Annotated in this window: 28 protein-coding genes; 20 read left to right on the forward strand and 8 right to left on the reverse strand. The window is 61.6% G+C overall.

Annotated features, from left to right (window positions below; genetic code table 11):
• Positions 1–246: 246 nt before the first annotated feature.
• The gene (gene clpB / locus NHH73_11670) at positions 247–2,847 is read left to right on the forward strand and encodes an ATP-dependent chaperone ClpB (GenBank protein ID USX28889.1); all 2,601 of its coding nucleotides are present in this window, start codon (positions 247–249) and stop codon (positions 2,845–2,847) included.
• A gap of 154 nt (positions 2,848–3,001) precedes the next feature.
• On the opposite strand, the gene NHH73_11675 is transcribed toward clpB, so the two are convergent.
• On the reverse strand, positions 3,002–3,793 hold the full coding sequence (locus NHH73_11675; GenBank protein USX28890.1) for a helix-turn-helix transcriptional regulator: 792 nt from the start codon (positions 3,791–3,793) through the stop codon (positions 3,002–3,004).
• Between the two features lie 106 nt (positions 3,794–3,899).
• Here NHH73_11675 and NHH73_11680 point away from each other — a divergent pair, with 106 nt between their 5' ends.
• Positions 3,900–5,120, forward strand: a complete 1,221-nt coding sequence (locus NHH73_11680; GenBank protein USX28891.1) for an MFS transporter — start codon at positions 3,900–3,902, stop codon at positions 5,118–5,120.
• Between the two features lie 37 nt (positions 5,121–5,157).
• Positions 5,158–5,652: a ribonuclease E activity regulator RraA gene (gene rraA, locus NHH73_11685; GenBank protein ID USX28892.1), complete on the forward strand. Its 495-nt coding sequence runs from the start codon at positions 5,158–5,160 to the stop codon at positions 5,650–5,652.
• Between the two features lie 68 nt (positions 5,653–5,720).
• On the opposite strand, the gene NHH73_11690 is transcribed toward rraA, so the two are convergent.
• Complete coding sequence (locus NHH73_11690) at positions 5,721–5,957, reverse strand: hypothetical protein (GenBank protein USX28893.1); 237 nt, start codon at positions 5,955–5,957, stop codon at positions 5,721–5,723.
• Positions 5,954–6,211, reverse strand: coding sequence for a hypothetical protein (locus NHH73_11695; protein ID USX28894.1), 258 nt, complete (start codon positions 6,209–6,211; stop codon positions 5,954–5,956). The genes NHH73_11690 and NHH73_11695 overlap by 4 nt, the downstream gene beginning before the upstream one ends.
• A 176-nt stretch (positions 6,212–6,387) precedes the next feature.
• Between NHH73_11695 and rlmJ the strand changes: the two genes are divergently transcribed.
• On the forward strand, positions 6,388–7,317 hold the full coding sequence (gene rlmJ / locus NHH73_11700) for a 23S rRNA (adenine(2030)-N(6))-methyltransferase RlmJ (protein USX28895.1): 930 nt from the start codon (positions 6,388–6,390) through the stop codon (positions 7,315–7,317).
• Positions 7,318–7,417: 100 nt separating this feature from the next.
• Positions 7,418–8,686 carry an EAL domain-containing protein gene (locus tag NHH73_11705; GenBank protein USX28896.1) on the forward strand — a complete coding sequence of 423 codons (1,269 nt, stop codon included), beginning with the start codon at positions 7,418–7,420 and terminating at the stop codon, positions 8,684–8,686.
• A 772-nt stretch (positions 8,687–9,458) separates the two neighbouring features.
• On the opposite strand, the gene NHH73_11710 is transcribed toward NHH73_11705, so the two are convergent.
• The 4 genes from NHH73_11710 to NHH73_11725 form a co-directional block, all read right to left on the reverse strand.
• The gene (locus tag NHH73_11710; GenBank protein ID USX28897.1) at positions 9,459–10,022 is read right to left on the reverse strand and encodes a helix-turn-helix domain-containing protein; all 564 of its coding nucleotides are present in this window, start codon (positions 10,020–10,022) and stop codon (positions 9,459–9,461) included.
• A 9-nt stretch (positions 10,023–10,031) separates the two neighbouring features.
• Positions 10,032–10,262 (reverse strand): hypothetical protein, encoded by a 231-nt coding sequence (locus NHH73_11715; protein USX28898.1) that lies wholly within the window; start codon positions 10,260–10,262, stop codon positions 10,032–10,034.
• Positions 10,263–10,379: 117 nt separating this feature from the next.
• A complete protein-coding gene (locus NHH73_11720) occupies positions 10,380–11,105 on the reverse strand; it encodes an SAM-dependent methyltransferase (protein USX28899.1) in 726 nt (241 codons plus the stop codon).
• Positions 11,106–11,111: 6 nt separating this feature from the next.
• On the reverse strand, positions 11,112–11,753 hold the full coding sequence (locus NHH73_11725) for a Maf-like protein (GenBank protein ID USX28900.1): 642 nt from the start codon (positions 11,751–11,753) through the stop codon (positions 11,112–11,114).
• Between the two features lie 136 nt (positions 11,754–11,889).
• Between NHH73_11725 and NHH73_11730 the strand changes: the two genes are divergently transcribed.
• Positions 11,890–12,387, forward strand: a complete 498-nt coding sequence (locus NHH73_11730; GenBank protein USX28901.1) for a YceD family protein — start codon at positions 11,890–11,892, stop codon at positions 12,385–12,387.
• A 206-nt stretch (positions 12,388–12,593) separates the two neighbouring features.
• Positions 12,594–12,776, forward strand: coding sequence for a 50S ribosomal protein L32 (gene rpmF / locus NHH73_11735; GenBank protein USX28902.1), 183 nt, complete (start codon positions 12,594–12,596; stop codon positions 12,774–12,776).
• A 39-nt stretch (positions 12,777–12,815) separates the two neighbouring features.
• Here rpmF and NHH73_11740 read toward each other — a convergent pair whose 3' ends face one another.
• Positions 12,816–12,992: a hypothetical protein gene (locus tag NHH73_11740; GenBank protein USX29779.1), complete on the reverse strand. Its 177-nt coding sequence runs from the start codon at positions 12,990–12,992 to the stop codon at positions 12,816–12,818.
• Here NHH73_11740 and plsX point away from each other — a divergent pair.
• The 13 genes from plsX to lepB all read left to right on the forward strand — a co-directional run bounded on the left by plsX (position 12,964) and on the right by lepB (position 25,265).
• Complete coding sequence (gene plsX, locus NHH73_11745) at positions 12,964–14,025, forward strand: phosphate acyltransferase PlsX (protein USX28903.1); 1,062 nt, start codon at positions 12,964–12,966, stop codon at positions 14,023–14,025. The two genes, NHH73_11740 and plsX, sit on opposite strands and share 29 nt — an antisense overlap.
• Before the next feature lie 15 nt (positions 14,026–14,040).
• Positions 14,041–15,045 (forward strand): ketoacyl-ACP synthase III, encoded by a 1,005-nt coding sequence (locus tag NHH73_11750; GenBank protein ID USX28904.1) that lies wholly within the window; start codon positions 14,041–14,043, stop codon positions 15,043–15,045.
• A 129-nt stretch (positions 15,046–15,174) separates the two neighbouring features.
• On the forward strand, positions 15,175–16,116 hold the full coding sequence (gene fabD, locus NHH73_11755; protein USX28905.1) for an ACP S-malonyltransferase: 942 nt from the start codon (positions 15,175–15,177) through the stop codon (positions 16,114–16,116).
• Between the two features lie 48 nt (positions 16,117–16,164).
• The gene (fabG, locus tag NHH73_11760) at positions 16,165–16,911 is read left to right on the forward strand and encodes a 3-oxoacyl-ACP reductase FabG (GenBank protein USX28906.1); all 747 of its coding nucleotides are present in this window, start codon (positions 16,165–16,167) and stop codon (positions 16,909–16,911) included.
• Between the two features lie 154 nt (positions 16,912–17,065).
• Positions 17,066–17,305 (forward strand): acyl carrier protein, encoded by a 240-nt coding sequence (acpP, locus tag NHH73_11765; protein USX28907.1) that lies wholly within the window; start codon positions 17,066–17,068, stop codon positions 17,303–17,305.
• Between the two features lie 31 nt (positions 17,306–17,336).
• Positions 17,337–18,584 carry a beta-ketoacyl-ACP synthase II gene (gene fabF, locus NHH73_11770; GenBank protein USX28908.1) on the forward strand — a complete coding sequence of 416 codons (1,248 nt, stop codon included), beginning with the start codon at positions 17,337–17,339 and terminating at the stop codon, positions 18,582–18,584.
• A gap of 173 nt (positions 18,585–18,757) precedes the next feature.
• Complete coding sequence (locus NHH73_11775; protein ID USX28909.1) at positions 18,758–19,186, forward strand: hypothetical protein; 429 nt, start codon at positions 18,758–18,760, stop codon at positions 19,184–19,186.
• 106 nt (positions 19,187–19,292) lie between these two features.
• Complete coding sequence (gene rpoE, locus NHH73_11780) at positions 19,293–19,868, forward strand: RNA polymerase sigma factor RpoE (protein USX29614.1); 576 nt, start codon at positions 19,293–19,295, stop codon at positions 19,866–19,868.
• A 90-nt stretch (positions 19,869–19,958) separates the two neighbouring features.
• On the forward strand, positions 19,959–20,297 hold the full coding sequence (locus tag NHH73_11785) for a sigma-E factor negative regulatory protein (GenBank protein USX28910.1): 339 nt from the start codon (positions 19,959–19,961) through the stop codon (positions 20,295–20,297).
• Between the two features lie 233 nt (positions 20,298–20,530).
• Positions 20,531–21,979, forward strand: coding sequence for a Do family serine endopeptidase (locus NHH73_11790; GenBank protein USX29615.1), 1,449 nt, complete (start codon positions 20,531–20,533; stop codon positions 21,977–21,979).
• A 142-nt stretch (positions 21,980–22,121) separates the two neighbouring features.
• Complete coding sequence (locus tag NHH73_11795) at positions 22,122–22,370, forward strand: glutaredoxin family protein (GenBank protein USX28911.1); 249 nt, start codon at positions 22,122–22,124, stop codon at positions 22,368–22,370.
• A 184-nt stretch (positions 22,371–22,554) separates the two neighbouring features.
• Positions 22,555–24,348 (forward strand): translation elongation factor 4, encoded by a 1,794-nt coding sequence (lepA, locus tag NHH73_11800; GenBank protein USX28912.1) that lies wholly within the window; start codon positions 22,555–22,557, stop codon positions 24,346–24,348.
• Positions 24,345–25,265 carry a signal peptidase I gene (lepB, locus tag NHH73_11805; protein USX28913.1) on the forward strand — a complete coding sequence of 307 codons (921 nt, stop codon included), beginning with the start codon at positions 24,345–24,347 and terminating at the stop codon, positions 25,263–25,265. The genes lepA and lepB overlap by 4 nt, the downstream gene beginning before the upstream one ends.
• The last annotated feature ends 25 nt before the right edge of the window (positions 25,266–25,290 follow it).

A 25,290-nucleotide genomic window follows, 5' to 3' on the forward strand; every position in this document is an offset into this window, starting at 1 on the left:
CCATTCATACGTTGTTGGCGGCTCGCCGGTGGCGGATTACGCTCCGCTAATCCGCCCTACGTGGCTCTACATGATTCAACGGTCCCGGTGCAATCGAATTACTTCGGCTCCACGTAGGGCGGATTAGCGCGAAGCGCGTAATCCGCCACCGAGCCGCCCACACCGTCGCCGGAACGCCGGCCCGCCCTTGAAAACCGCATATATAACACTATCTATCCGATAACTTAAATATATCGGAGCAATTCCATGCGGCAAGACAAACTCACCACCAAACTCCAGGAAGCCCTGTCGGACTCGCAGAGTCTGGCCGTGGGCAACGACAACCAGTACATCGAGCCCGTGCACCTGCTGACGGCCCTGCTGAACCAGGACGACGGCAGCGCCCGCTCGCTGTTGCAACGTGCCGGCGTCAACGTCGGCGGCCTGACCAAGGCGCTCAAAGCCTCGCTCGACCGCCTGCCGAAAGTGTCCGGCACCGGCGGCGACGTGCAGGCCAGCCGCGAGCTGGTCTCGGTGCTCAACCTCGCTGATAAAGAGTCCCAAAAACGCGTCGACCAGTTCATCTCCAGCGAGATGGTGCTGCTGGCGCTGGCCGACGATAAATCCGACGCCGGCAAGCTGGCGCGCGAAAACGGCCTGTCCCGCAAGTCGCTGGAAGCGGCCATCGACACCGTGCGCGGTGGCGCCAAGGTCGATTCGCAGGAGGCCGAAGGCCAGCGCGAAGCCCTGAAAAAGTACACGCTGGACCTGACCGAGCGCGCCCGCGCCGGCAAGCTCGATCCCGTCATCGGCCGCGACGACGAAATCCGCCGCGCCATCCAGGTGCTTCAGCGCCGCAGCAAGAACAACCCGGTGCTGATCGGCGAACCCGGCGTCGGCAAGACCGCCATCGTCGAAGGCCTGGCGCAGCGCATCGTCAACAACGAGGTGCCCGAGTCGCTCAAGGGCAAGCGGGTGCTGGCGCTCGACATGGCGGCGCTGGTCGCCGGCGCCAAGTATCGCGGCGAGTTCGAGGAACGCCTCAAGGCCGTGCTCAAGGAACTGGCCATGGACGAGGGACAGACCATTGTCTTCATCGACGAGATGCACACGATGGTCGGCGCCGGCAAGGCCGAGGGCGCAATGGACGCCGGGAACATGCTCAAGCCAGCGCTGGCGCGCGGCGAGCTGCATTGCGTCGGCGCGACCACGCTGGACGAATACCGTAAATATATCGAGAAGGACGCCGCGCTGGAGCGCCGCTTCCAGAAGATCCTGGTCGACGAGCCGACCGTGGAGGCGACCATCGCCATCCTGCGCGGCTTGCAGGACAAGTATGAGCTGCACCACAAGGTCGCCATCTCCGACGCAGCCATCATCGCGGCGGCCGAGCTGTCGCACCGCTATATCACCGACCGCTTCCTGCCCGACAAGGCGATCGATTTGATCGACGAGGCGGCGGCCAAGATCAAGATCGAGATCGATTCCAAGCCGGAGGTGATGGACAAGCTGGAACGCCGCCTGATCCAGCTGAAGATCGAGAAGGAAGCCGTCAAGAAGGAGAAGGACGAGGGCTCGCGCCGCCGCCTGGACCTGATCGAGGAAGAGATTGTGCGCCTGCAGCGGGAGCTGAACGACTTCGAGGAAATCCTCAAGGCCGAGAAGGCCGTCGTGCAGGGCAGCACCCATATCAAGGAAGAGATCGAGCGCATCAAGCTGCAGATGGAGCAGGCCACGCGCGAGAGCAATTGGCAGAAGGTCTCGGAGCTGCAATACGGGCGCCTGCCGCAACTGGAGGCGGAGCTGAAGCAGGCCGAGACGGCATCCGCCAACGGCGTGTCGCTGGAGAAGAACACGCCGGCCAAACAGAAGCTGCTGCGCACCGAGGTCGGTGCCGAGGAAATCGCCGAGGTGGTGTCGCGCGCGACCGGCATTCCGGTGTCGCGCATGATGCAGGGCGAGCGTGACAAGCTGCTGCACATCGAGGAGAAGCTGCACGAGCGCGTGGTGGGCCAGGACGAGGCCATTTCCGCGGTGTCGGATGCGATCCGCCGTTCGCGCGCCGGCCTGTCCGATCCGAACCGGCCGTATGGTTCGTTCATGTTCCTGGGGCCGACGGGCGTCGGCAAGACCGAGCTGTCGAAGGCGCTGGCCGGCTTCCTGTTCGATACCGAGGAATCGATGATCCGCATCGACATGAGTGAATTCATGGAGAAGCATTCGGTCGCCCGCCTGATCGGCGCGCCGCCGGGGTATGTCGGTTACGACGAAGGCGGTTACCTGACCGAGGCGGTGCGCCGCAAGCCGTACAGCGTGATCCTGCTCGACGAGGTGGAGAAGGCGCATCCGGACGTGTTCAACGTGCTGCTGCAGGCGCTCGACGACGGCCGCATGACGGACGGGCAGGGGCGCACGGTGGACTTCAAGAACACCGTCATCATCATGACGTCCAACCTTGGCTCGCACAAGATCCAGGCGATGGAGGAGTCGGACCCCGGCGTCGTCAAGCTGGCGGTGATGGCGGAGGTGCGGTCGCACTTCCGGCCGGAGTTCATCAACCGTATCGATGAAATCGTCGTGTTCCATGGTCTCGACGAGAAGAACATCGGCGCCATCGCCAAGATCCAGCTGGCGATCCTGGAGCAGCGTCTGGCCAAGATGGAGATGACCTTGACGATGACCGACGCGGCGCTGCACAAGATCGCCGAGGCGGGCTACGATCCGGTGTATGGCGCGCGGCCGCTGAAGCGGGCGATCCAGCAGCAGATCGAGAATCCGCTGTCGAAGCTGATCCTGCAGGGGCGTTTCGGGCCGAAGGACACGATCCACGTCGATGTCGACAACGGTGAGCTAGTGTTCCGCGCCTGATCTTGGACACGTAGGGCGGATTAGGCGGAACGCCGTAATCCGCCAATGCGTGCGCCGTCGAAACGCATGCATGGCGGATTACGCTGCGCTAATCCGCCCTACGTGTATCCGTGGTTTTTCCGCGATGTATCCGCAGCGTATCCAAGGCGCGCTTCTAACGTTGGTCGAAAAACGCTGACGGGCTATTTCCAAACGTCTTCTTGAACATCGCGGAAAACGCCGACTGGCTGGCGTAGCCCAACTCCGCCGCCACCTGCGACAACGGCACGCCGCGCGCGATCAACGGCGCGGCGTGCGCCAGCCTGACCTGCTGGCGCCACTGCACGAAACCCATTCCGAGTTCTCGTTCGAACAAACGGCTCAACGTCCGGTCCGACGCGCCGACCTGGCCGGCCCACTGCTGCAACGTCAGTTCGGCGCCGGGATCGGCGATCAGCGCATCGCACAGCGCCCGGAGCCGTTTGTCGGCCGGCAGCGGCACGCGAATCGGGCGCACCGCGCAGCGCGGCAGCTCGTCCAATATCATCTCCCCCAACAATTTCTCGCGGTTCGATCGCTCATGCTGGTCGTGCTGTTCCAGCGCGGCGATCAATTCGCGCAGCAGGCTCGATACCTCCAGCACCTTGCAGTCATCGCCGGGGAAAGGCGAGCGGCTGGCGTGCACGCACAACGGCCGCATGCGCGAGGGTTCGAGCACCGTGACGGCGTGCACCACATCGGGCGCGATCCAGATCGCCCGCTGCGGCGGCACGATCCAGCTGCTGTTGTTGGCCGTCACGCGCATCACGCCCTGCATCGCATAAGTGAACTGGCCCCACGGATGGTGATGCGGCAGCAGGTTGGCGTCGGCCGGCAGGTCGCGCCCCGACATGGTCAACGGGCGCTCCGGCGTTGGATCGTCGCGATCCGAGTCGAAGTGTGTGTGGGTGACGATGGGAAGGCGCATGGAGTCGACCTGATGGCGTAATCGCGACAAATGTTGTCGCCCTATCTTAAACCAGACTCCCGATAATTGCTTACACTTTGGTTAATAATTGACAGAGGAGAGCTTAATGAGTGAAACGACACTGCTGCGCCAGGATGCCAAGGTCATCACCTTGGTCGGACTGGCGCACGGAACCTCCCACTTCTACCACGTGATCCTGGCCGCGCTGATCCCCTGGCTGAAACCCGAATTCCACCTCAGCTACGCGGAACTGGGCCTGCTAATGACGGTCTTCTTTGCCGTCTCCGGCGTCGGCCAGGCGATGGCCGGCTTCGTGGTCGACCGCTTCGGCGCGCGCGCGGTCCTGTTCAGCGGCATCGCGCTGCTGGGCCTGTCGGCGGTGATGCTGGCCGGCGCGCACAGCTACGCCCAGTTGATGGCCGGCGCCTTCCTGGCCGGCTGCGGCAACTGCGTGTTCCATCCGGCCGACTACACCTTGCTCAACCAGCGCGTCTCCAAGGCCCGGCTGGCGCACGGCTTCTCGGTGCACGGCATCAGCGGCAATATCGGCTGGGCGCTGTCGCCGCTGTTCCTCACCTTTGTTGCGGCCCGCACCGACTGGCGCACCGCCTTGCTGAGCGCCGCGCTGCTGCCGCTTGCGGTGCTGGCGCTGCTGCTGTGGAACCGCCACGCGCTGCGGCCCGAACCGCTGGCTAAGCCATCCGCCGCCGGCGCGCCAGCCCCCGCCGGCGCCCTCGATTTCCTGCGCCTCAAAGTGGTATGGATGTGCTTTGGTTTCTTCCTGATCTCGGCCGTCGCGCTGGCAGGCATCCAGACCTTCGCCGCCACCAGCCTGGTGAGCCTGTACGGCATGTCGCTGCAATGGGCGACCTCGGCTTACACCTGCTTCATGTTCGCCTCGGCCGCCGGCACGTTGTACGGCGGCTTCCTGGGCGCCGGCAGCCGCCAGCATGATCGCATCATCATGCTGGCCTTCGCCGGCGCGGCCGTGCTGGCGCTGGTGCTCGCCGCCGCCGTGGTGCCGGCGTGGATGGCCGTCGTGCTGATGGGGATGATCGGCCTGGTCACCGGCATCGCCGGGCCGTCGCGCGATCTGATGATACGCGGCGCGGCGCCGGCCAACGCCACCGGACGCGTGTTCGGCGTCGTTTATTCGGGGCTGGACTGCGGGCTGGCGCTTGGCCCGTTGCTGTTCGGCGCGCTCATGGATGGCAATCATCCTGCCGGCGTGTTCGTTCTCATCGGCGTGTTCCAGGCGCTGGTGATCGTCACCACCGTCGGCGTCGGCAACAACAGCCGCGTGGTCGGCGTCCCCAAAACAGCATAGAATTGGCTCCATCCCAATTCAGCCGCGAGGTAAGACGATGAGCTTTGCCACCACCGATTTGTGCGACGACAACTCCAATCTGTTGGAGGACGGGCGGCTCGCCGTGCTGCCGCCGGTGTTCCGGCACTTCGGCAAGCATGTGCGGTTCTCCGGGCGCGTCACGACCCTGAAGGTGCACGAGGATAATGCGCTGGTGCGGGCGACGCTCGAAACGCAAGGTGATGGCAACGTGCTGGTGATCGACGGCGGCGGCAGCCTGCGGCGGGCGCTGGTGGGCGGACAACTGGGCTTGCTGGCGCAGGATAACGGCTGGGCCGGCATCGTCGTCGACGGCTGCATTCGTGACACCGATGAAATCAACGCCTGCGAGATCGGCGTGCGCGCGCTCGGCGCCCATCCGCAAAAGAGTAGCAAGAAGGGCGCCGGCGAGCGCAACCTGCGGGTCCACATCGCCGGCGTCGCGGTCAATCCGGGCGACTGGATTTATGCCGACGCGGACGGCATCCTGGTGGCGCAGCAAAAACTGGCTTGAAAGCGGGGGCGTCGCGCTCTGGACAGGCGGAAAAAAAGCCCCGGTCGGGGCTTTCTGCTGGCTCGCGCTCAAGCCTTGGGATGGGTCTTCTGCAGGTGCGTGTCCAGATGCTTGCGCAGACGCTGCTGGAAGATGGTGGCGTCGTCGATGGTGCCCATGTCGTCGTCCACTTCCATCAGGTGTGTCTGATAGCCCTCCGCGAACGAGACGCTAGCCTCGACCTCGCCTTGTTTCTCCGACAGGGAGTGACCCTGCACGGCACCAAGAATGTTCCCCTGGTCGTCGGTGATAATGGTCATTTTCATACCATGCCTCCGCCTTGTAAGTTGTGAAAGGCGCCACCGATGCCGCGATTGTGTATCTGCACGAAATAGGTGGCGTTGCCGTTGTTTTCCTTGCGCTTGGCCTGCTCGTCGGCGACGTGGACCGCACCCTGGTTGGGTGCTTTCACATCGGCCGACGCGAACTGCGTGCCGCGGTCGCCAGGAAAGCTGTAGCTCCAGAACGCCGTTTCCCCCGGCGCCAGGAAGGTCAGCGGGCCTACATTGTTGAATGACATGATCTCCTCCAAAAAGTGCGTCGCACCGGCAAATGCCCGAGCGGCCATTCCATCTTAATCACCGCTACCGAGCTCGCTTTGATGCAAACGATGTGGGGCCTTTTTTGTCCGTGGCGGCTTTCTAGTGGATAATGCGGGATTGTGATGCACCATTTATTTTAGGAAGTCCCCAAGCTATGTTGAGTTACCGCCACGGCTTTCACGCTGGCAATCACGCCGATGTATTGAAGCATTTCGTGACCATCCAGCTGATGCAGTATCTGAACCAGAAAGATACCGCGTACAGCTACATCGACACGCACTCCGGCGCCGGCGTCTACGCGCTCGACGGCACGTTCGCGTCCAAGAACGCCGAATACGACACCGGCATCGGCCCGCTGTGGGAGCGCACCGACCTGCCGGCGCCGCTCAAGGAATACGTCGACCTGATCAAGGCGATGAACCCCAGCGGCAAGATGCGCTACTACCCGGGTTCGCCGTACATCGCCGACCAGGTCGCCCGCGAGCAAGACCGTCTGCGCCTGTTCGAGCTGCACCCGGCAGATTCGAAACTGCTGGCCGACAATTTCCGCAAGCTCGACGAGCACGCCGCGCAGCAGGGCATCCGTCCGACCACGCGCGGCAAACGCGTGCTGGTCACCCGTGGCGATGGTTTCCAGGCGCTCAAGGCGCTACTGCCGCCGCCGTCGCGCCGGGCGCTGGTGCTGATCGACCCGCCGTACGAAGACAAGATGGACTACAAAAAGGTCAAGGACACCTTGGCCGAGGCGCTGGGCCGTTTTCCGACCGGCACTTACGCGGTCTGGTATCCGCTGCTGCAGCGCATGGAATCGCGCCAGTTCGCCGACAAGCTCAAGCAGTTGCCGTGCAGCGACTGGCTCAACGTCGTACTGACCACGCACACGCCGATGCCGGACGGCTTCGGCCTGCACAGCAGCGGCATGTTCATCCTGAATCCGCCTTACACGCTCGAGCCGATGCTCAAGGAAGTGATGCCGTGGCTGGTCAAGGCGCTGGCCAAGGACAGCGGCGCCAAATTCACGCTCGAGAGCGGCAAACCGACTTCTACGCGCAACACTCCCGCGCGCCGTCCTGTTACTCGATAGAAAAATGTTGTCAAGACGGTAGGTGCGGGGTAGTCTGGCGGTTAGCGGGTCGCTCGCTGAGATAGCGACCCGGATAATGCCATCGCAGATTGGGAAATGAATGATGACAGCCCCGGAGCTGCCGACGTCCAAGCTTGCGGACAACTTCTTTCTGGCCCGCCAGCCCATCCTCAACCGGGGGCAGCGGCTGGTCGGCTATGAACTGCTGTTTCGCGACGCGCACACCAATAACGCCGCCAATATCACCGACCAGGCCGAAGCGACGGCCACAGTGATCGCCCACGCGTCGGAGCTGGGCATGGGCCACGTGGTCGGCGACCAGATGGCCTTCGTCAACGTCGACGGCGTCGGGCTGATGAGCGATTTCATCCGCTTTCTGCCCAACGACAAAGTCATCCTCGAAATCCTCGAAACCGTCAAAGCCACGCCGGACGTGCTCGACCGCATCCGCGAGCTCAAGCAGGCCGGCTTCCGCTTCGCGCTCGACGACGTCATCGGCGCGACCGAGGACGTGAAACAGTTGCAGGCGTTGTGCGACGTCATCAAGGTCGACATCCAGGACATGCAGCCCGGCACCTTGCCGGCGCTGGCCCGCGTGCTGAAGAACCCCAAGCAAAAGCTGCTGGCCGAAAAGGTCGAAACGGTCCAGGAATTCCGTCAGTGCATGGATCTCGGCTTCGAGTATTTCCAGGGATATTATTTCGCCCGTCCGGTGATCTTGAGCGGAAAGAAGATCTCGCCGTCGCAGCGCAGCGTGCTGCATCTGCTGGAGCTGCTCGATGCCGATGCCAGCAGCCACGAGATCGAAAGCAGCGTCAAGCACGACGCCTTGATCACGTTGAATTTGCTGCGGCTGGTGAACACGCCGGCGGTCGGCACGCGTTACCGCATTAATTCCGTGGGGCACGCGCTGATGGTGCTGGGCCGGCGCCAGCTCAAGCGCTGGCTGCAGATTTTGCTGTATGTGAAGGGGGCGGGGGCGCAGGAGTTCACGTCGCCGTTGCTGCAGCTAGCCACCACGCGCGGCAAGACGCTCGAGCTGATGGTCGAGCATTTGCGGCCGGGGCAGCGGGTCAGCGCCGATATCGGCTTCACTGTGGGCGTGATGTCGTTGATGGACACCTTGTTCTCGATCCAGATGCGCGACGTGCTCGAGAGCGTGAACGTGCTCGACGAGGTGAGGGCGGCGCTGCTGCATCGCGGCGGCGACTACGGCAGCATGCTCAGCCTGATCGAGCACATCGAGCACGGGCGGGAAGGGCAGGTGCTGGCGCAGATGCTGAGCCAGATGTCGCTCAGGCCGTCCGATCTGTACGCGATACAGCTGGCCGCGATCGAGTGGGTGACGGAATATACGCGCGGGTTTTAGCTGTGGCCACTTCGGCTACCTGGACCACTAAAACACGTAGGGCGGATTAGGCGGAACGCCGTAATCCGCCATGGCGTGCGCCGCCAGCGATGGGGTCAAGTCTAACATTCGTACACGAGCTGATCACTAAGGAGGCGGTGTTGAGCAGAAAGGTATTGCGCATCAAGATGGTAGTACTGGCGTGCGTGGCCGCCGCCGCGCTGACCTATTGTTCACTGCTCGTGCCCGGACGCGTCAGCGCGGTCTGCTCCAACCTGGGCACGCCAGTCTATTGTCCTGTGATCGCGTATGGCTTTCCGCTACCGTTTGTCGCCGACAGTAGGGTGACGTCACCGGTCGGCTCGGTAGCAAGGGATCCCTTGTCATTGCTGGTCGGTCAGGATGAGGTTTTGTGGCCCCAACTCGCTCTCACCGCATTGTTTTGGCTGCTCGGGGTGGTGATTGGCAGCTTGATCTGGCTGCGGAGGGGCGGAGCGATACCTCGTAAATGTTGAGGGCGTCTCCGAATGTCAGACTTGACCCCGTGCTCGGGTTGGAGCGCTTGGGAGGACAATAAAACTTTCTATCTGCAGGGGCCTGCGGGGTCACATGTGGACGCCCAAGGAGGTGGGCTCATCGGCGGTGTGGTCCTGCGCATGGCGTGGAATGACAAACTGATTATCGGCTGCAGGTAAAAGAAGCAGCTCAAGCGTGGAATGAGTTATGAGTTGCGGTCGGTTCGCTATCGTGGAGGGGCTGGCGTGGTGATTCGCTGACACACATGCGTGGCGGATTACGCTTCGCTAATCCGTCCTACGTGTTTCCCTAATTTGGCTTGGCTTCGTTTGGACGCTGGTTTGGACGGAACGACCGCTCTTCTGGCCGGAGCGGCTTTTGCGGTTGCTGTCTGGCCGACAGCAGCTTTTGCGGAAATTTTTTTGGCTGAAGATGCCGCAGGCTTTGCGGCGTCGGCAATGCTTGTTGCAGTAATGGCAGGCGCGTTTAAATCATCGGCGGTCTCGCTTGCATCGGTCCACGGAAGGAAGTTTGGCAGATCGATACGGGCTCCGTTTTTCGCGACAACCGATAGCTCAAGCGTCATTCCGAGGGATTTTAAAAATCGGCGTAATGTGGAGACGTAAGTATCCGCACGGTTTTCGAGTTGCGAAACGGCGTTCTGGTTGATGCCTAGCTTTTTTGCCACCTCAGCCTGAGTTTTTCCCACGGCTTTACGAAAATCGGCGAGAGTAGCGGCGTAGGTCAGCATTTCTGCGATCTTTTTGTTGGAAAGATCGGCAATTTTGGCTTGACGGTCCGCCGGTAGGCTTTGGATGACGTCCTCTATATTTCTGCCCATGTCTATCTCCTATTTCTTCCTCTTTGCGGATTTGGTTTTTGCTTTTGCAGTCTCGGCAACCCTTAGCCGTTCCAAATGTTGGTCATAGCGTTTATTTGCCTTTCTTAATAAATCCTTGTAAAACTTATTTTCATCGACCCCTTGCTTGTCGGCTGCCACCAAGATGATGGCGTTCCGATCATCGAATTCGGAATCGAACTCGTCGTGGAACGATACGTTCCATACTTTAGATTCGGCCAATTATCATCTCCGCGTGATATCACGTCAAGCTGATTTTCTGGTGTCGGTGTTGGCTGTTCCATTTCGGCCGCCCCATGCTTCGCCAGCTATTTCATTGTCCTTACCTGCCGCATTTAGTTATTGCGCCAGCAGCAGGAACACCGTCGGTTTCTTGTGGAAGTCCGGCGCCTTGGCGCTTTTCCATTGCGCGGCCGCCATCGTGCGTATCGTTTCCGATGCCAGGCTTAGATCCGTTGCCACGCAGACCAAAGTCGATGGTGAGCACGCTGCCACCAGCGCTTCCAGCATCGCCGCGTTGCGGTACGGCGTTTCGATAAACAGCTGCGTTTGCTTTTCCTTGCGCGAACGGCTCTCCAGCTCTTTGATGCGCGTGGCGCGCTGCGCGGCGTCGGTCGGCAGATAGCCGTTGAACGCGAAGCTCTGTCCGTTCAGGCCGCTCGCCATTACTGCCAGCAGCAGCGACGACGGCCCCACCAGCGGGCGCACCGGAATATTGTGCTGATGCGCCAGCCGCACCAGGTCGGCGCCGGGATCGGCCACCGCCGGCACGCCGGCCTCGGACACCAGTCCGCCATCGCGGCCCGCCAGCAGCGGCGCCAGCAGGCCGGCCAGCGCGGCCGCCGGCGTGTTGACGTTCAACTCGGAGATGGTGATTTCCTGCAGCGGCTTGGCCAGCGGGTGGTTGGCGTTGACCAGCTTGAGGAAGGCGCGCGCGGTCTTGGCGTTCTCCGCCACGAAGTAATCCAGTTGCGAGGTGATCTGCTGCACCTGTTCGGGCAGGACGGAGGAGAGCGCTTCAGTCTCGCCCAAGGTATTCGGTATTAAAAAGAGGGTGCCGGGCATATCAATCTAGGTGTTGTGTGATGAAGTGTTGAAAAAGGAGACGCCAATCTTGCGCAGCATGCCTGTCAGCGCGATCAAAGGCAAGCCGGTGAGGGCGGTCGGGTCGCTGCTGTCGATGCGTTCGAGGATGGCGATGCCGAGCGCTTCGTTCTTGGCGCTGCCGGCGCAGTCGTACGGCTGTTCGATGCGCAGGTAGGCGTCCAGCTCGGCGTCGGGCAGGTCGCGGAATTTGACGACGGTGCGGATGTCCTCCACTTGCGCGGCGGCGGCAGGATCGCCCACGCGGCCGTCCCAGACGCACAGCGCGGTGTGGAACACCACCTCACGGCCGCGCATCTTTTGCAACTGCGCCAGCGCGTTGGCGTGGTTGCCCGGCTTGCCAATCTGCTCGTCGTCCAGCGTGGCGACCTGGTCGGAGCCGATGACGATACAGCCCGGCAGTTTGGCGGCCACGGCGGCCGCCTTTTCGCGTGCCAGGCGCAGCGCCGTGGCGCTCGGGGTTTCGCCGGCGGCGGGCGCCTCGTCGATGTCGGGCACGGCAACCTCGAACGGCAGTTGTAGCCGTGATAATAATTCCTTGCGATAGGCCGAACTGGAGGCCAAAACGAGCCGTTGTGCGGCGATTTGAGCGGTTGCGCTTGATGTCATAGGGGGAATGTTATATGCTCTGTCGCCGGCTTGAACAGCGACGGAAAAAGACGAAAAACAGGAAAAAGCCGCGCAGGCTTTGACTTGGTGCCGAAAACCCTGTTATTATCGCAGGTTTTCCGGGGAATTTTCTGTAATGAATGCTATTGTCATCGACGCTTTTGAGTTCTGTCGGAGCAACGGCAGCCAGCAAGGCGTGACGCCTGTTGCTGAAATGACCCGCCTGACCAAGGATTGTGCCGATACCTCGGGCACTATCACCTGGAAGGTCGAAGGAGGCACCGGCAAGATGGGCTTCCCGCAGTTGAAGCTGTCGGTCGCCGGCACCGTGCAATTGGTCTGCCAGCGCTGCCTGACCCCATACGCTCACACCATCGATTCGTCGACGCTGTTGATGCTGGGTAAGGACGATCAGCAGGCGGATGAAATCGAAGAAATGATCGACGACGAAACGATCGACGTGATCGTCGGTAGCCGCACCATGGCGGTGGCGGATCTGGTGGAAGACGAAGCGCTGCTGGCCCTGCCGCATACGCCGAAACATGATGTCTGCCCCGACAACGCCCTGCTGGACAAGGCGAAGAGCGAGAAGATCTCGCCGTTCGACGCCCTCAAGGGCCTCAAATCCGAATAAGTACCGAACAAGTAGTACAGAACAAGTAGTACGTAAAGTACGTGCCACGCACGTGTTGTAGTCGAGTATGGCAAGTCAGTAGGGCAATGTAGTAAATCTCAGTTTAACTATGCCGGTTCCGTTTTGCCGGCAGGATACTCGATTCGCATGTATTTGCTGGTCGAATGTGTTAAAATTTTAGAACTTATGTATTAGGAGTCATTAACATGGCAGTTCAACAGAACAAGAAGTCCCCTTCGAAGCGCGGTATGCACCGTTCGCACGATTTCCTGGTAGCTCCACAACTGGGTATCGAGCCAACCACCGGTGAAACCCACCTGCGTCACCACATCAGCCCTAACGGCTTTTATCGTGGCCGTAAAGTCCTGAAAACCAAAAACGACGAGTAATCGACGCTTTTGCTGGACCCGGAAATAGGCGGTGCTGTCTTATGAAGCATCGCTTTTTCTTTTTTCATCGGCTGCAATCCTCTTTTGCACACCGTCATTTTGAAACGCGTAGACCTGGGTTTCAGTGGTCCGCCGCTTGCCGCAGCTTGCCCAGACAAGGGCTGGAGCGTGGTACTGAATCAAAACAATGACAATCAAAATTTCTATCGACTGCATGGGCGGAGATCACGGTCCATCGGTCACCATCCCCGCAGCTATATCCTTCGTCAAACGCGAATCCGAGGCTGAACTGATTTTGGTCGGTTTGGAAGACGTTATCCGCGCAGAATTGAAAAAACATCACGCCGACGCGCATCCGCGCCTGTCCGTCGTGCATGCATCCGAACAAGTCACCATGGACGACCCTTTGGAAGTGGCGCTGCGCCGCAAGAAGGATTCGTCGATGCGCGTGGCCATCGAGCAGGTCAAGGGCGGCAGCGCCCAGGCTTGCGTCTCGGCCGGCAACACCGGCGCGCTGATGGCCGTGGCGCGCTACGTGCTCAAGACCATGACCGGCGTCGACCGTCCGGCCATCTGCAGCATCATGCCGAACCAAAAGGGCGGCCCGACCTACATGCTGGACCTGGGCGCCAACGTCGATTGCGAACCGCATCACCTGCACCAGTTCGCCATCATGGGGTCGGTGCTGGTCTCCGCCATGGAAAACATCGAGCGCCCGACCCTGGGCCTGCTCAACGTCGGCACCGAGGACATCAAGGGCAACGACGTGGTCAAGGCCACCAGCAAGCTGCTGCAGGCCGACCACGAGCGCGGCGCGCTGAACTTCTACGGCAACGTCGAAGGCAACGACATCTTCAAGGGCACCACCGATATCGTCGTCTGCGACGGCTTCGTCGGCAACGTCACCCTGAAAGCGGTGGAGGGTGTGGCGCGCTTCTTCGCCGACACCGTCAAGACCGAATTCAAACGCACCCCGCTGACGATGCTGAGCGCCTTGCTCGGCCGCGGCGCGCTCAACAACATCAAGGCACGCCTGTCGCCGTCGCGCTATAACGGCGCCAGCCTGCTTGGTTTGCGCGGCCTGGTGTTCAAGAGCCACGGCGGCGCCGACGCATATTCTTTCGAGTGGGCGATCAAGCGGGCGTATGATGCTGCAAAAAATGATGTGTTGCCGCACATTTCGACGTTAATCGCCGAACTCATGCCACGCAACACGGAAACCCCGGAAGTACCAAGCTCAACTATTTAGTGGATGGTAGACGGCATGACTTTGTACAGCAAAATAATCGGCACCGGCAGCTATCTGCCTGAGCGGCGTGTCACCAACCAGGATCTGACCGATCAGCTCGCCGCGAAGGGCATCGAGACTTCGGACGAGTGGATCGTCAGCCGCAGCGGCATCTCGGCGCGCCACTTCGCCGAGCCGGGCGAGAAGTCGTCCGACCTGGCCGTCAAGGCCGCCAAGCGCGCGCTCGACATGGCCGGCTTGCAACCCAACGATATCGACCTGATCGTCCTGGCCAGCTCGACCCCCGATTTCTTCGGCAGCTTCCCGAGCACCGCCTGCATCGTCCAGCAAAAGCTGGGCATCACCAACAACGGCGCGGCCGTCGACGTGCAGGCTGTCTGCAGCGGCTTCGTCTACGCGATGTCCACCGCCGATGCTTTCATTCGTTCCGGCATGAACAAGAACGTGCTGGTGATCGGCTCGGAAGTGTTCTCGCGCATCCTCGATTTCAACGACCGCACCACTTGCGTGCTGTTCGGCGACGGCGCCGGCGCCGTGGTGCTGACCGCGTCGCAAGAACCGGGCATCCTGGCGACCGCGCTGCACGCGGACGGCCGCCATTCCGGCATCCTGTGCATGCCCGATTCGTTCGGCGGCGCGGTGGCCGGCGAGGCTTACCTGTACATGGACGGCCCGGCGGTGTTCAAGCTGGCCGTGTCGGTGCTGGAGAAGGTGGCCCACGAGGCGCTGGAAAAAGCCGACATGGCGCAGGACCAGATCGACTGGCTGATTCCGCACCAGGCCAACATCCGCATCATGAACAGCACCGCCAAGAAGCTGGGACTGCCGCTGGAGAAGATGGTGGTGACCGTCGATCAGCACGGCAATACCTCTGCCGCGTCGATCCCGCTGGCGCTGGACGCCGCCGTGCGCGACGGCCGCGTCAAAAAGGGCCAGAACATCATGATGGAAGGTGTCGGCGGCGGCTTCACGTGGGGCGCCGTGCTGGCCCGCATCACCGACGACCTGGGCGCCCGCTAAGGCTCCGGCTTGTTCTTGCGCGTAAATTAGAATTAGAACTCTAACGGGCTCTACGGTAGTGGTGCGGTCATCATTGCATGCTAGCGTAGCGGCCAATTAACGAGATCAATCAATGAGATGGATGACGTAATGACTAAATTTGCTTTTGTATTTCCAGGCCAGGGTTCGCAAGCGATCGCGATGATGGACGGCTTCGCCGGCAACCCGGTGGTGGCGCAGACCATCGCCGAGGCATCGGACGCGTTGAACTTCGACCTGGGCAAACTGATGGCCGAAGGTCCCAAGGAAGAGCTGGATCTGACCACCAATACCCAGCCGGTGATGCTGACCGCCGCCGTCGCCACCTACCGCGCGTGGATCGCCGCCGGCGGCCCGGTGCCGTCGGTCGTCGCCGGCCACAGCCTCGGTGAATACTCGGCGCTGGTCGCCGCCGGCGTGATCGCCTTCAAGGACGCGGTGCCGCTGGTGCGCTTCCGCGCGCAAGCCATGCAGGAAGCCGTGCCGGTCGGGCAGGGCACGATGGCCGTGGTGCTGGGCCTGTCGGACGACGACGTCCGCGCCGCCTGCGCCGAGGCGGTCGCCGCCACGCCGGGTTCGGTGGTCGAGGCGGTCAACTTCAATGCGCCGGCCCAGGTGGTCATCGCCGGCGAAACCGCCGCCGTCGAGCGCGCCTGCGAAATCGCCAAGGCCAAGGGCGCCAAGCGCGCCATGAAATTGCCGGTGTCGGCGCCGTTCCATTCGTCGCTGCTCAAGCCCGCTTCGGACCGCCTGCGCGACTACATGGCCGACCTGAACTTCTCGGCGCCGCAGATCGCGCTGATCAACAACGTCGACGTCGCCGTGCTCAACGATCCGGCCGCCATCAAGGACGCGCTGGTGCGCCAGGCCGCCGCGCCGGTGCGCTGGGTCGAGACGATGCAGAAAGTCGCCGCCGAAGGCATCACCCAGGTGGTCGAATGCGGCCCGGGCAAGGTGCTGATGGGCTTGACCAAGCGCATCGACGCCGCCCTGGTGGGCGACGCCATCACCGATCAGGCTTCGCTGGACCGCATCTTGACCTCGCTCAAGTAAGCGGCAAGCCAAATCAAAGACACTCGTTATTTACGTAGAAGGACAACCATGAATTTAGCAAATCAAGTCGCGCTGGTCACGGGCGCATCGCGCGGCATCGGCAAGGCCATCGCGCAAGAGCTGGCCCGCCAGGGCGCGCGCGTGATCGGCACCGCCACCACCGAGGCGGGCGCCGAGGCGATCAGCGCCTACCTGGCCGAGTTCGGCGCCGAGGCGGGCAAGGGCATGGTCCTGAACGTGACCGATGCCGAGCGCTGCGCGGCCGTCATCGACGAGATCGGCAAAACCTTCGGCGCCGTCGGCATCCTGGTCAACAACGCCGGCATCACGCAGGACCAACTGGCCATGCGCATGAAGGACGAGGAATGGGACAGCGTCATCGCCACCAACCTGACGTCGGTCGGCCGTTTGTCGCGCGCGGTACTGCGCGGCATGATGAAAGCGAAAACTGGGCGTATTATTAACATCACTTCGGTGGTGGCGTCGTCGGGCAATCCAGGCCAGATGAACTATGCCGCCGCCAAGGCCGGCGTCGAGGGCATGGGCCGCGCGCTGGCGCGCGAGATCGGCAGCCGCAACATCACCGTCAACAGTGTGGCGCCGGGCTTCATCGACACCGACATGACCAAGGCCCTGGGCGAAGAGCAACACGCGGCGCTGCTGACGCAGATTCCGCTGGCGCGCCTGGGCAAGCCGGAGGACATCGCCGCGGCGGTGGCCTTCCTGGCGTCGCCGCAAGCGGCCTATATTACCGGTACCACCCTGCACGTGAACGGCGGTATGTACATGAATTGATGGGTTTGGGCATGATTAAAATGCCGATTCCCGTCTTTTACCAGTGATTTCGAAAGAGTTTGCAGTAATTTAGCGGCAGACATCGAAATTAGTTTTTCAGTGCGCAAACCTGATAAAATGCGCGCTTTCCGTAACAAACAAATGGAGCCATAACATGTCGGATATCGAACAACGCGTTAAGAAAATCGTCGCTGAGCAACTGGGCGTCGCCGAAGCAGACATCAAAATCGAATCCTCGTTCGTCGACGACCTGGGCGCTGACTCGCTGGACACCGTCGAGCTGGTAATGGCCCTGGAAGACGAATTCGAAATGGAAATCCCTGACGAACAAGCAGAAAAGATCACGACCGTACAGCAAGCGATCGACTACGCTACTGCACACGTCAAGGCCTGATTTACCGCCCGATCGACTTTAGGAGAATCGCTTGAGAGGTTCTAAAAACCGTCGTGTTGTCATTACCGGCCTGGGCGCCGTTTCCCCGATCGGCAACAACGTTGCCGACACGTGGGCGGCGGCGCTGGAAGGCAAATCCGGTATTGCCACCATCACCAAGTTTGACGCGCAAGCTTTCAGTACCCGTTTTGCCGGTGAAGTCAAAGGCTTCAACATCGAGGACTACATCACGGCCAAGGAAGCCCGCCATATGGATACGTTTATCCATTACGGCATGGCGGCCGGTATCCAGGCCGTGCAGGATTCGGGCGTGGTCGTGACCGAAGACAACGCCGATCGCATCGGCGTCATCATCGGTTCCGGCATCGGCGGCCTGCCGATGATCGAAGAGCAAAAGGAAGACTACGACAAGCGCGGTCCGCGCCGTATCTCCCCGTTCTTCGTGCCGGCCTCGATCATCAACATGATCTCCGGTAACCTGTCGATCAAGTACGGCATGCGTGGCCCTAACCTGTCGATCGTGACGGCCTGCACCACCGGTCTGCACTGCATCGGCGCCGCCGCTCGCCTGATCGAGTACGGCGATGCCGACGTGATGGTGGCCGGCGGCGCGGAATCGACCATATCGCCGCTGGGCCTGGGTGGTTTCGCCTCGGCCAAGGCGCTGTCGTCGCGTAACGACGATCCGGCCACCGCGTCCCGTCCATGGGACACGGACCGCGACGGTTTCGTGCTCGGCGAGGGCGCCGGCGTGATGGTGCTCGAAGAGTACGAGCACGCCAAGGCGCGCGGCGCCACGATCTACGCGGAATTGCTCGGCTTTGGCATGAGCGCCGACGCGTATCACATGACCTCGCCGTTGGAAGACGGCGCCGGCGGCAGCAAGTCGGCGCAAGCCGCGTTGCGCAACGCCGGTGTCAACCCCGACCAGGTGCAGTACGTGAACGCGCACGGCACTTCGACGCCGCAGGGCGACGTGGCCGAGGTGCAGGGCATCAAGCGTACCTTCGGCGACCATGCCAAGAAGCTGGTGGTCAATTCGACCAAGTCGTTGACCGGCCACCTGCTGGGTGGCGCCGGCGGTCTGGAAGCGGTGTTTACGGTCCTGGCGGTCCACCATCAGGTGTCGCCACCGACCATCAACATCTTCAACCAGGACCCCGCGTGCGACCTGGACTTCTGCGCCAATGTCGCCCGTCCGATGAAGATCGAGTACGCGCTGAAGAACTCGTTTGGGTTCGGCGGCACCAACGGCAGTCTGCTGTTCGGTAAAATGTAAAAAAGTTTGACTTCGCGTTGAACTAAATCCGGGCTCACCTGGTCCAACCAAAGTGAGCGAGGATTCGGCGCTGGCATTCGCCAGCGCCAGAATTGCCCAGCCTAGCGCTGGCGCTTCCAAGCTGTGTTGTTTCCCCCTATTTTTTTGTGTACGCGTTTTGTGGTGCTGCCGTCATGTCGATTGCGGTGTCCGTCATCATTCGCCCATCGGCCGGCCTGCGTCTGTTGCATGCCGGGCTGTGTAGTTGCGTGACGATGTCGGGCGCCGTCTGTCCGGGCGTGTTGGCGCCGCTGCTGTGTGTGTTGGCCGGCGTGCTCGGCTGGGTAATGGGGCGTCCCTGCGGTTTCGCGCTGCAGCTTGATATATCGGGTGTCGGCCGGTTTCGGCTGGCGGTATACCAAGAGCCAGGGACGATTCTGCGCCTGCTGGATGGGTCGACCTTGTGGCCGGGCATCTTGTTGTTACGCCTGGGTGGCGATGACGGCAAGGTGCGGTGGGTGCTGGTGCTGCCCGATGGTGTAACGCGGCCTGAGCTGCGTGCGCTGTCGCTGGCGTGCCGTTCCGTTGCTGGACGCACTGAAATAAAAACGCCAACACTGTGAACTTCTTGCAGCGGGCTAACTCTATAGCATATATGACTATAAGATTTGGCGATGCTGCAGGCCACTGAGGAATGCAGGAGTGACGACAGAACGTGAGTGTGACCAGATGCTGGTCGACCGGGTCCGGGCCGGTGACAAGCAGGCGTTTGACATGCTGGTGGCGAAGTACCAACGCCGCCTGATGCGCTTGCTGTCACGTATCGTACACGACCCGGCCGAGGCTGAAGATGTGGTACAAGAGACGTTTATCAAGGCGTATCGGGCGTTGCGGCATTTTCGCGGCGACTCCGCCTTCTACACGTGGCTGTACCGCATCGGCATTAATACCGCCAAGAACTTCCTGGCGACGCAGGGCCGCCGTACGCCCACGTCGACCGAAGCGGACGCGGAACAAGCGGAAGCCTTTAACGATGGAGAGCATTTACGCGACATTAATACGCCGGAATCCATGCTGGCAAGTAAGCAGATCGCGCAGACGGTCAATGCGGCGATGGATGCCTTGCCTGTGGATTTGCGGACCGCGATCGCCTTGCGCGAGATCGAGGGATTGAGCTATGAGGAGATTTCAGACATCATGGCCTGTCCCATCGGTACGGTCCGCAGCCGCATATTCCGTGCCCGCGAAGTCATCGCCGAAAAATTGAAGCCTTTACTGGACATGCCGATTGACAAGCGCTGGTAAGGCAGTAATGATGGCAATTGTTGTTGGCGTCCGGAAAGTGTCGGCTAGGCGGCACCAGGGCGGATGTGTTTTAAGATGGCGGGATACGCGATGGATACCCAGAAAAGACTGCACGAAAACATCTCGGCGCTGGCCGATGGTGAACTGCCGCACAGCGAACGGGAGCTGGCATTCGCCGCCCTCGACACTGCGGACGGGCAGGCGGCCTGGCGCGCTTACCATCTGACCGGCGACGTGCTGCGCGATGAGGCCGACGGCACCCTCAGCGATGGCTTCAGCGCGGCGCTGGCGGAGCGTCTGGCCGCCGAGCCGGCCCTTGAGATTTCCCCGTTCACGTCCGGCGCCGGCGATCCGGCCGCGCCGCCGTTCGACGCCCCACCGCCGTCCGAGGACTATCCGGAATCGCGGGCCGACGTAATTCTGCCTTAAGCCAAAGGCCGTCACATACTCTTATAATAACTTTGGGCAAGCTGGCGGGCGACTTTTCGCTTACCATGTATGCTAACCACCCATAACGCCTGGCGCTACTGGGTGGTTAAACGCATCCAAGAACTTTATAGAGACCGATACTTTCCATGAAAAACAATATCACTGCTGGTAGTAAAACTCTTTCCGCGCTGCTCATCGGCGCAAGCGTATGGATGTCTCCGGCCCTGCTGGGCATGGCGCCCGCCGTCGCGGCCGCGCCGGTCACCGGCGCCGTGCTCGGCTTGCCCGATTTCGCCGACCTGGTCGACAAGGTCGGCCCGGCGGTGGTCAATATCCGCACCACCGAGGTGGTGAAGCAGGGCGGCCGCGGCGAGGAGCTCGGCGACGAGGAAATGCAGGAATTCCTGCGCCGCTTCTTCGGCGGCGCCATTCCCCAGCCCGGTCCCGGCGGCAAGGCCACGCCTCCGGGCAGGGGCAATCCGCGCGGACGCCGCCAGGCGCCGGAAGAGCCGGTCCAGCGCGGCGTCGGCTCCGGCTTCATCCTGTCGGCCGACGGCTATGTGATGACCAACGCCCATGTGGTCGAGGGCGCCGACGAGGTGTTCGTCACCCTGACCGACAAGCGCGAGTTCAAGGCCAAGGTGCTGGGCGCCGACGCCCGCACCGACGTCGCCGTGCTGAAAATCGAGGGCGACAAGCTGCCGTTCCTGATCATGGGCGACTCGGACAAGATCCGCGTCGGCGAATGGGTGATCGCCATCGGCTCCCCGTTCAACCTGGAAAACACCGTCACCGCCGGCATCATCTCGGCCAAGCAGCGCGACACCGGCGACTACCTGGCGCTGATCCAGAGCGACGTGGCCGTCAATCCCGGTAATTCGGGCGGCCCGCTGATCAATATGCGTGGCGAAGTCATCGGCATCAACTCGCAGATCGCCACCCTGTCCGGCGCCTACAACGGCATCTCGTTCGCGGTGCCGATCGACGAGGCGATCCGCGTTTCCGAGCAGCTCAAGAAGTCGGGCAAGGTCACGCGCGGCCGCATCGGCGTGCAGATCGGCGAAGTGAGCAAGGAAGTGGCCGAATCGCTGGGCTTGAAGAACGCACAGGGCGCTGAAGTGTCGCTGGTCGAGCCGGGCGGTCCCGCCGACAAGGCCGGCATCAAGTCGGGCGACATCATCCTGAAGTTCAACGGCGCGGCGGTGACCCGCTCGTCGGACCTGCCGCGTTTGGTGGGCGGTACCGCCATCAACAGCAAGGCGACCGTGACGGTTTGGCGCAAGGGCCAGCAGATCGACCTGCCGGTGGTGGTGGCCGAGCTGGAGGCGGAGAAGGGCGCCAAGGCATCCAAGGGCAAAGGCAAGGGCAAGGGTAAGCAGGCCGAGCCAGAAGCGCAAGGCAAACCCAACGCGCTGGGCCTGGTTGTCAGCGATTTGACGGCGGACCAGAAAAAGGCGCTGGGCGTCAGCGGCGGTGCGGCGGTCGAATCGGCCGAGGGCGTGGCTTCGCGCCTGCAGGAGGGCGACGTGATTCTGCAGTTGAACAACAGCGAGATCAAGGACGCCAAGCAGTTCAACGCGTTGGTGGCCAAGCTCGATCCGAAGAAGCCGTCGGTGCTGCTGGTGCGCCGTGGCGAGGCGACGCAGTTCATTTCGTTGCGGCCTAGTTCGACGGCCAAGTAAGCGCAACCACGGCAACACGTAGGGCGGATTAGCGCAGCGTAATCCGCCAATGCATGCGTTTCGACGGCGTATGCATTGGCGGATTACGGCGTTCCGCCTAATCCGCCCTACGTGCCCCCAATTCGGACCCGATAGCCCGTCCATGCTTTTCACCCTCTACTCCCGTAGCTATTGCCACCTCTGCCAGGACATGCTGGACGCTCTGCTGCGCCTGCAAACGCCGTCGCGCCCGTTCACTGTTGACGTGATCGACATCGACACCTCGGACGACCCCACCTTGCTGGCCCGCTTCGACGAGCTGGTGCCCGTGCTGTACGCCGACCTGTCCCAGCCCGAGCTGTGCCACTACTTCCTCGACGAGCCACGCGTACTGGCATTGCTCAATAAATAAGCAAAAAATGCCGCATTGCAGAAGTCGGCCTTTCCCCTCTGAAATCCGGTAAAATGCGGGGTTAGCTACATTAGGCGCTCGCCAGGGCATTCCAGCCCCGCTCGGAGCGCTTTTTTTGTATTGCGCACAGGATGTAAGTTCCACGCGCGCCCGTCGTCTCACCCCCGTTTTTGAATATTTGTTAATGAACAACATACGCAATTTTTCCATCATCGCCCACATCGACCACGGTAAATCGACCCTGGCAGACCGCATCATTCAACTGTGCGGCGGCTTGTCCGACCGCGAGATGGAGGCGCAGGTGCTCGATTCGATGGATCTGGAGCGCGAACGCGGCATCACGATCAAGGCGCAGACCGCCGCGCTGCAATACAAGGCGCGCGACGGCGTGGTCTACAACCTGAATTTGATCGACACCCCCGGCCACGTCGACTTCTCGTATGAAGTCTCGCGCTCGCTGTCGGCGTGCGAAGGCGCGCTGCTGGTGGTCGACGCCTCGCAAGGCGTGGAAGCCCAGACCGTGGCCAACTGCTATACCGCGCTCGACCTGGGCGTCGAAGTGGTGCCGGTGCTCAACAAGATCGACTTGCCGAACGCCGATCCGCCGACCGCGATCGCCGAAATCGAAGACGTGATCGGCATCGAAGCCGGCGACGCGGTCCATTGCTCGGCCAAGACCGGCCTGGGCGTCGAAGACGTGCTTGAGTCGATCATCGCCAAGGTCCCGCCGCCGAAGGGCGACCCGGACGCGCCGCTGCAAGCGCTGATCGTCGATTCCTGGTACGACCCGTACGTCGGCGTGGTCATGCTGGTGCGCGTGATCAACGGCACCTTGAAACCTAAAGACAAGATCAAACTGATGGCGACCGACTCGCTGCAGCTGGTCGAGGACGTCGGCATCTTCGCGCCGCGCTCGGTCTCGTTGCCGCAGCTTTCGGCCGGCCAGGTGGGCTTCATCATCGCCGGCATCAAGGAATTGAAGGCCGCCAAGGTGGGCGACACCGTCACCCTGGCCAACCGTCCGGCCGCCGCGCCGCTGCCGGGCTTCAAGGAAGTCCAGCCGCAGGTGTTCGCCGGCCTGTTCCCGGTCGAGGCCAACCAGTACGACGCGCTGCGCGACTCGCTGGAAAAGCTCAAACTGAACGACGCCGCGCTGATGTACGAGCCGGAAGTGTCGCAGGCGCTGGGCTTCGGCTTCCGCTGCGGCTTCCTCGGCCTGCTGCACATGGAGATCGTCCAGGAGCGCCTGGAGCGCGAATTCGACATGGACCTGATCACCACGGCCCCGACCGTGGTGTACGAGGTCGTCATGCGCGACAACAGCATCCTGAAGGTGGACAATCCATCGAAGATGCCGGAACCGACCAAGATCAACGAGATCCGCGAGCCTATCGTCACGGTCAACCTGTACATGCCGCAAGAATACGTCGGCTCGGTGATCACCCTGTGCATCGGCAAGCGCGGCGTGCAGATGGACATGGCCTACCACGGCCGCCAGGTCAAGCTGGTGTACGAGATGCCGATGGGCGAGATCGTGCTGGACTTCTTCGACAAGCTGAAGTCGACCTCGCGCGGCTACGCCTCGATGGACTACGAGTTCAAGGAATACCGCGCTTCCGACGTCGTCAAGGTCGACATGCTGATCAACGGCGAGAAGGTCGACGCGCTGGCCATCATCGTGCACCGCTCCAACTCGGCCTATCGCGGCCGCCAGGTGGCCGCCAAGATGCGCGAGCTAATCCCGCGCCAGATGTTCGACGTGGCGATCCAGGCCGCCATCGGTGTCAACGTAATCTCGCGTGAAAACGTCAAGGCCTTGCGCAAGAACGTGCTGGCCAAGTGCTACGGCGGCGACATCAGCCGGAAGAAGAAGCTGCTCGAGAAGCAAAAAGCTGGTAAAAAACGCATGAAACAAGTGGGCTCGGTCGAGATTCCACAAGAGGCATTCCTGGCAATCTTACAAGTGGACGATAAATGAACCTGCAAGTGATCTTGGGTAACTTCGCATTAATCCTGTTCGTGCTGATGGTCATCACGGGCGTGATCTGGTTCCTCGACGTGTTTTACCTGGCCAAACAGCGCCGCGCCGCCGCCAACCGCGCGCTGGCCGAGTACGACGCGCGCAACGCCAAGCTGACCGCCGACGGCATCAAGGTCGACAACACCGGCAACCGCGCCGCGATCGAGGCCGGCATCCTGCGCCAGCCGGTGTGGATCGAGTATTCGGGCAGCTTCTTCCCGGTCATCGCGCTGGTGTTCTTCCTGCGCTCGTTCCTGTACGAGCCGTTCAAGATCCCGTCGTCGTCGATGGTGCCGACCCTGCTGGTGGGCGATCTGATCTTGGTGAACAAGTTCACCTACGGCATCCGGCTGCCTGTGCTCAACCAGAAAATTATCCAGATCAACGATCCACAACGCGGCGACGTGATGGTCTTCAAATATCCGCGCGACATGAGCCAGGATTACATCAAGCGCGTGGTCGGCGTGCCGGGTGATAAGATCACGTATGCCAACAAGCGCTTGACGGTCAACGGCGTGGAAATCAAGTACACCGCGCTGGACGATTACCTGGACGACGAGCGCCTGGTCTACAACAAGCAGTACCAGGAAGGCCTGACCGGCGTCACCCACCGCATTCTGAACAACGAACGCGCGCCGACGTTGAACCCGGCCGAAGTGCAGCAGTTCCCGTTCAAGGACGAGTCGTGCACCTACACCTATGACAGTTTCACATGCACGGTTCCGAAGGGTAACTACTTCATGATGGGTGATAATCGCGATAACAGCCTCGACAGCCGCTACTGGGGCTTCGTTCCTGATAAGAACATTGTTGGAAAAGCATTCTTTGTCTGGATGAACCTGGGGAATCTGCGCCGCATCGGCAGCATCCAGTAATCGCCGGCAGGGTTGTTGAGCGCAA

Source organism: Oxalobacteraceae bacterium OTU3CINTB1 (assembly GCA_024123955.1).
In the GTDB taxonomy this organism is placed as follows: Bacteria; Pseudomonadota; Gammaproteobacteria; order Burkholderiales; family Burkholderiaceae_D; genus Rugamonas.

Bases quoted from the DNA above. Each gene is read 5' to 3' on its own strand.
- plsX (USX28903.1), top strand. From the start codon at position 12,964: ATGACAATCAAAATTTCTATCGACTGCATGGGCGGAGATCACGGTCCA.
- NHH73_11725 (USX28900.1), bottom strand. From the start codon at position 11,753: ATGACATCAAGCGCAACCGCTCAAATCGCCGCACAACGGCTCGTTTTG.
- NHH73_11680 (USX28891.1), top strand. From the start codon at position 3,900: ATGAGTGAAACGACACTGCTGCGCCAGGATGCCAAGGTCATCACCTTG.
- rpoE (USX29614.1), top strand. From the start codon at position 19,293: ATGCTGGTCGACCGGGTCCGGGCCGGTGACAAGCAGGCGTTTGACATG.
- NHH73_11730 (USX28901.1), top strand. From the start codon at position 11,890: ATGAATGCTATTGTCATCGACGCTTTTGAGTTCTGTCGGAGCAACGGC.
- NHH73_11795 (USX28911.1), top strand. From the start codon at position 22,122: ATGCTTTTCACCCTCTACTCCCGTAGCTATTGCCACCTCTGCCAGGAC.
- rlmJ (USX28895.1), top strand. From the start codon at position 6,388: ATGTTGAGTTACCGCCACGGCTTTCACGCTGGCAATCACGCCGATGTA.
- NHH73_11720 (USX28899.1), bottom strand. From the start codon at position 11,105: ATGCCCGGCACCCTCTTTTTAATACCGAATACCTTGGGCGAGACTGAA.
- fabG (USX28906.1), top strand. From the start codon at position 16,165: ATGAATTTAGCAAATCAAGTCGCGCTGGTCACGGGCGCATCGCGCGGC.
- fabD (USX28905.1), top strand. From the start codon at position 15,175: ATGACTAAATTTGCTTTTGTATTTCCAGGCCAGGGTTCGCAAGCGATC.
- lepB (USX28913.1), top strand. From the start codon at position 24,345: ATGAACCTGCAAGTGATCTTGGGTAACTTCGCATTAATCCTGTTCGTG.
- acpP (USX28907.1), top strand. From the start codon at position 17,066: ATGTCGGATATCGAACAACGCGTTAAGAAAATCGTCGCTGAGCAACTG.
- lepA (USX28912.1), top strand. From the start codon at position 22,555: ATGAACAACATACGCAATTTTTCCATCATCGCCCACATCGACCACGGT.
- NHH73_11790 (USX29615.1), top strand. From the start codon at position 20,531: ATGGCGCCCGCCGTCGCGGCCGCGCCGGTCACCGGCGCCGTGCTCGGC.
- NHH73_11695 (USX28894.1), bottom strand. From the start codon at position 6,211: ATGTCATTCAACAATGTAGGCCCGCTGACCTTCCTGGCGCCGGGGGAA.
- NHH73_11675 (USX28890.1), bottom strand. From the start codon at position 3,793: ATGCGCCTTCCCATCGTCACCCACACACACTTCGACTCGGATCGCGAC.
- NHH73_11740 (USX29779.1), bottom strand. From the start codon at position 12,992: ATGCAGTCGATAGAAATTTTGATTGTCATTGTTTTGATTCAGTACCAC.
- clpB (USX28889.1), top strand. From the start codon at position 247: ATGCGGCAAGACAAACTCACCACCAAACTCCAGGAAGCCCTGTCGGAC.
- NHH73_11690 (USX28893.1), bottom strand. From the start codon at position 5,957: ATGAAAATGACCATTATCACCGACGACCAGGGGAACATTCTTGGTGCC.
- rraA (USX28892.1), top strand. From the start codon at position 5,158: ATGAGCTTTGCCACCACCGATTTGTGCGACGACAACTCCAATCTGTTG.
- NHH73_11710 (USX28897.1), bottom strand. From the start codon at position 10,022: ATGGGCAGAAATATAGAGGACGTCATCCAAAGCCTACCGGCGGACCGT.
- NHH73_11750 (USX28904.1), top strand. From the start codon at position 14,041: ATGACTTTGTACAGCAAAATAATCGGCACCGGCAGCTATCTGCCTGAG.
- rpmF (USX28902.1), top strand. From the start codon at position 12,594: ATGGCAGTTCAACAGAACAAGAAGTCCCCTTCGAAGCGCGGTATGCAC.
- NHH73_11785 (USX28910.1), top strand. From the start codon at position 19,959: ATGGATACCCAGAAAAGACTGCACGAAAACATCTCGGCGCTGGCCGAT.
- NHH73_11775 (USX28909.1), top strand. From the start codon at position 18,758: ATGTCGATTGCGGTGTCCGTCATCATTCGCCCATCGGCCGGCCTGCGT.
- NHH73_11705 (USX28896.1), top strand. From the start codon at position 7,418: ATGATGACAGCCCCGGAGCTGCCGACGTCCAAGCTTGCGGACAACTTC.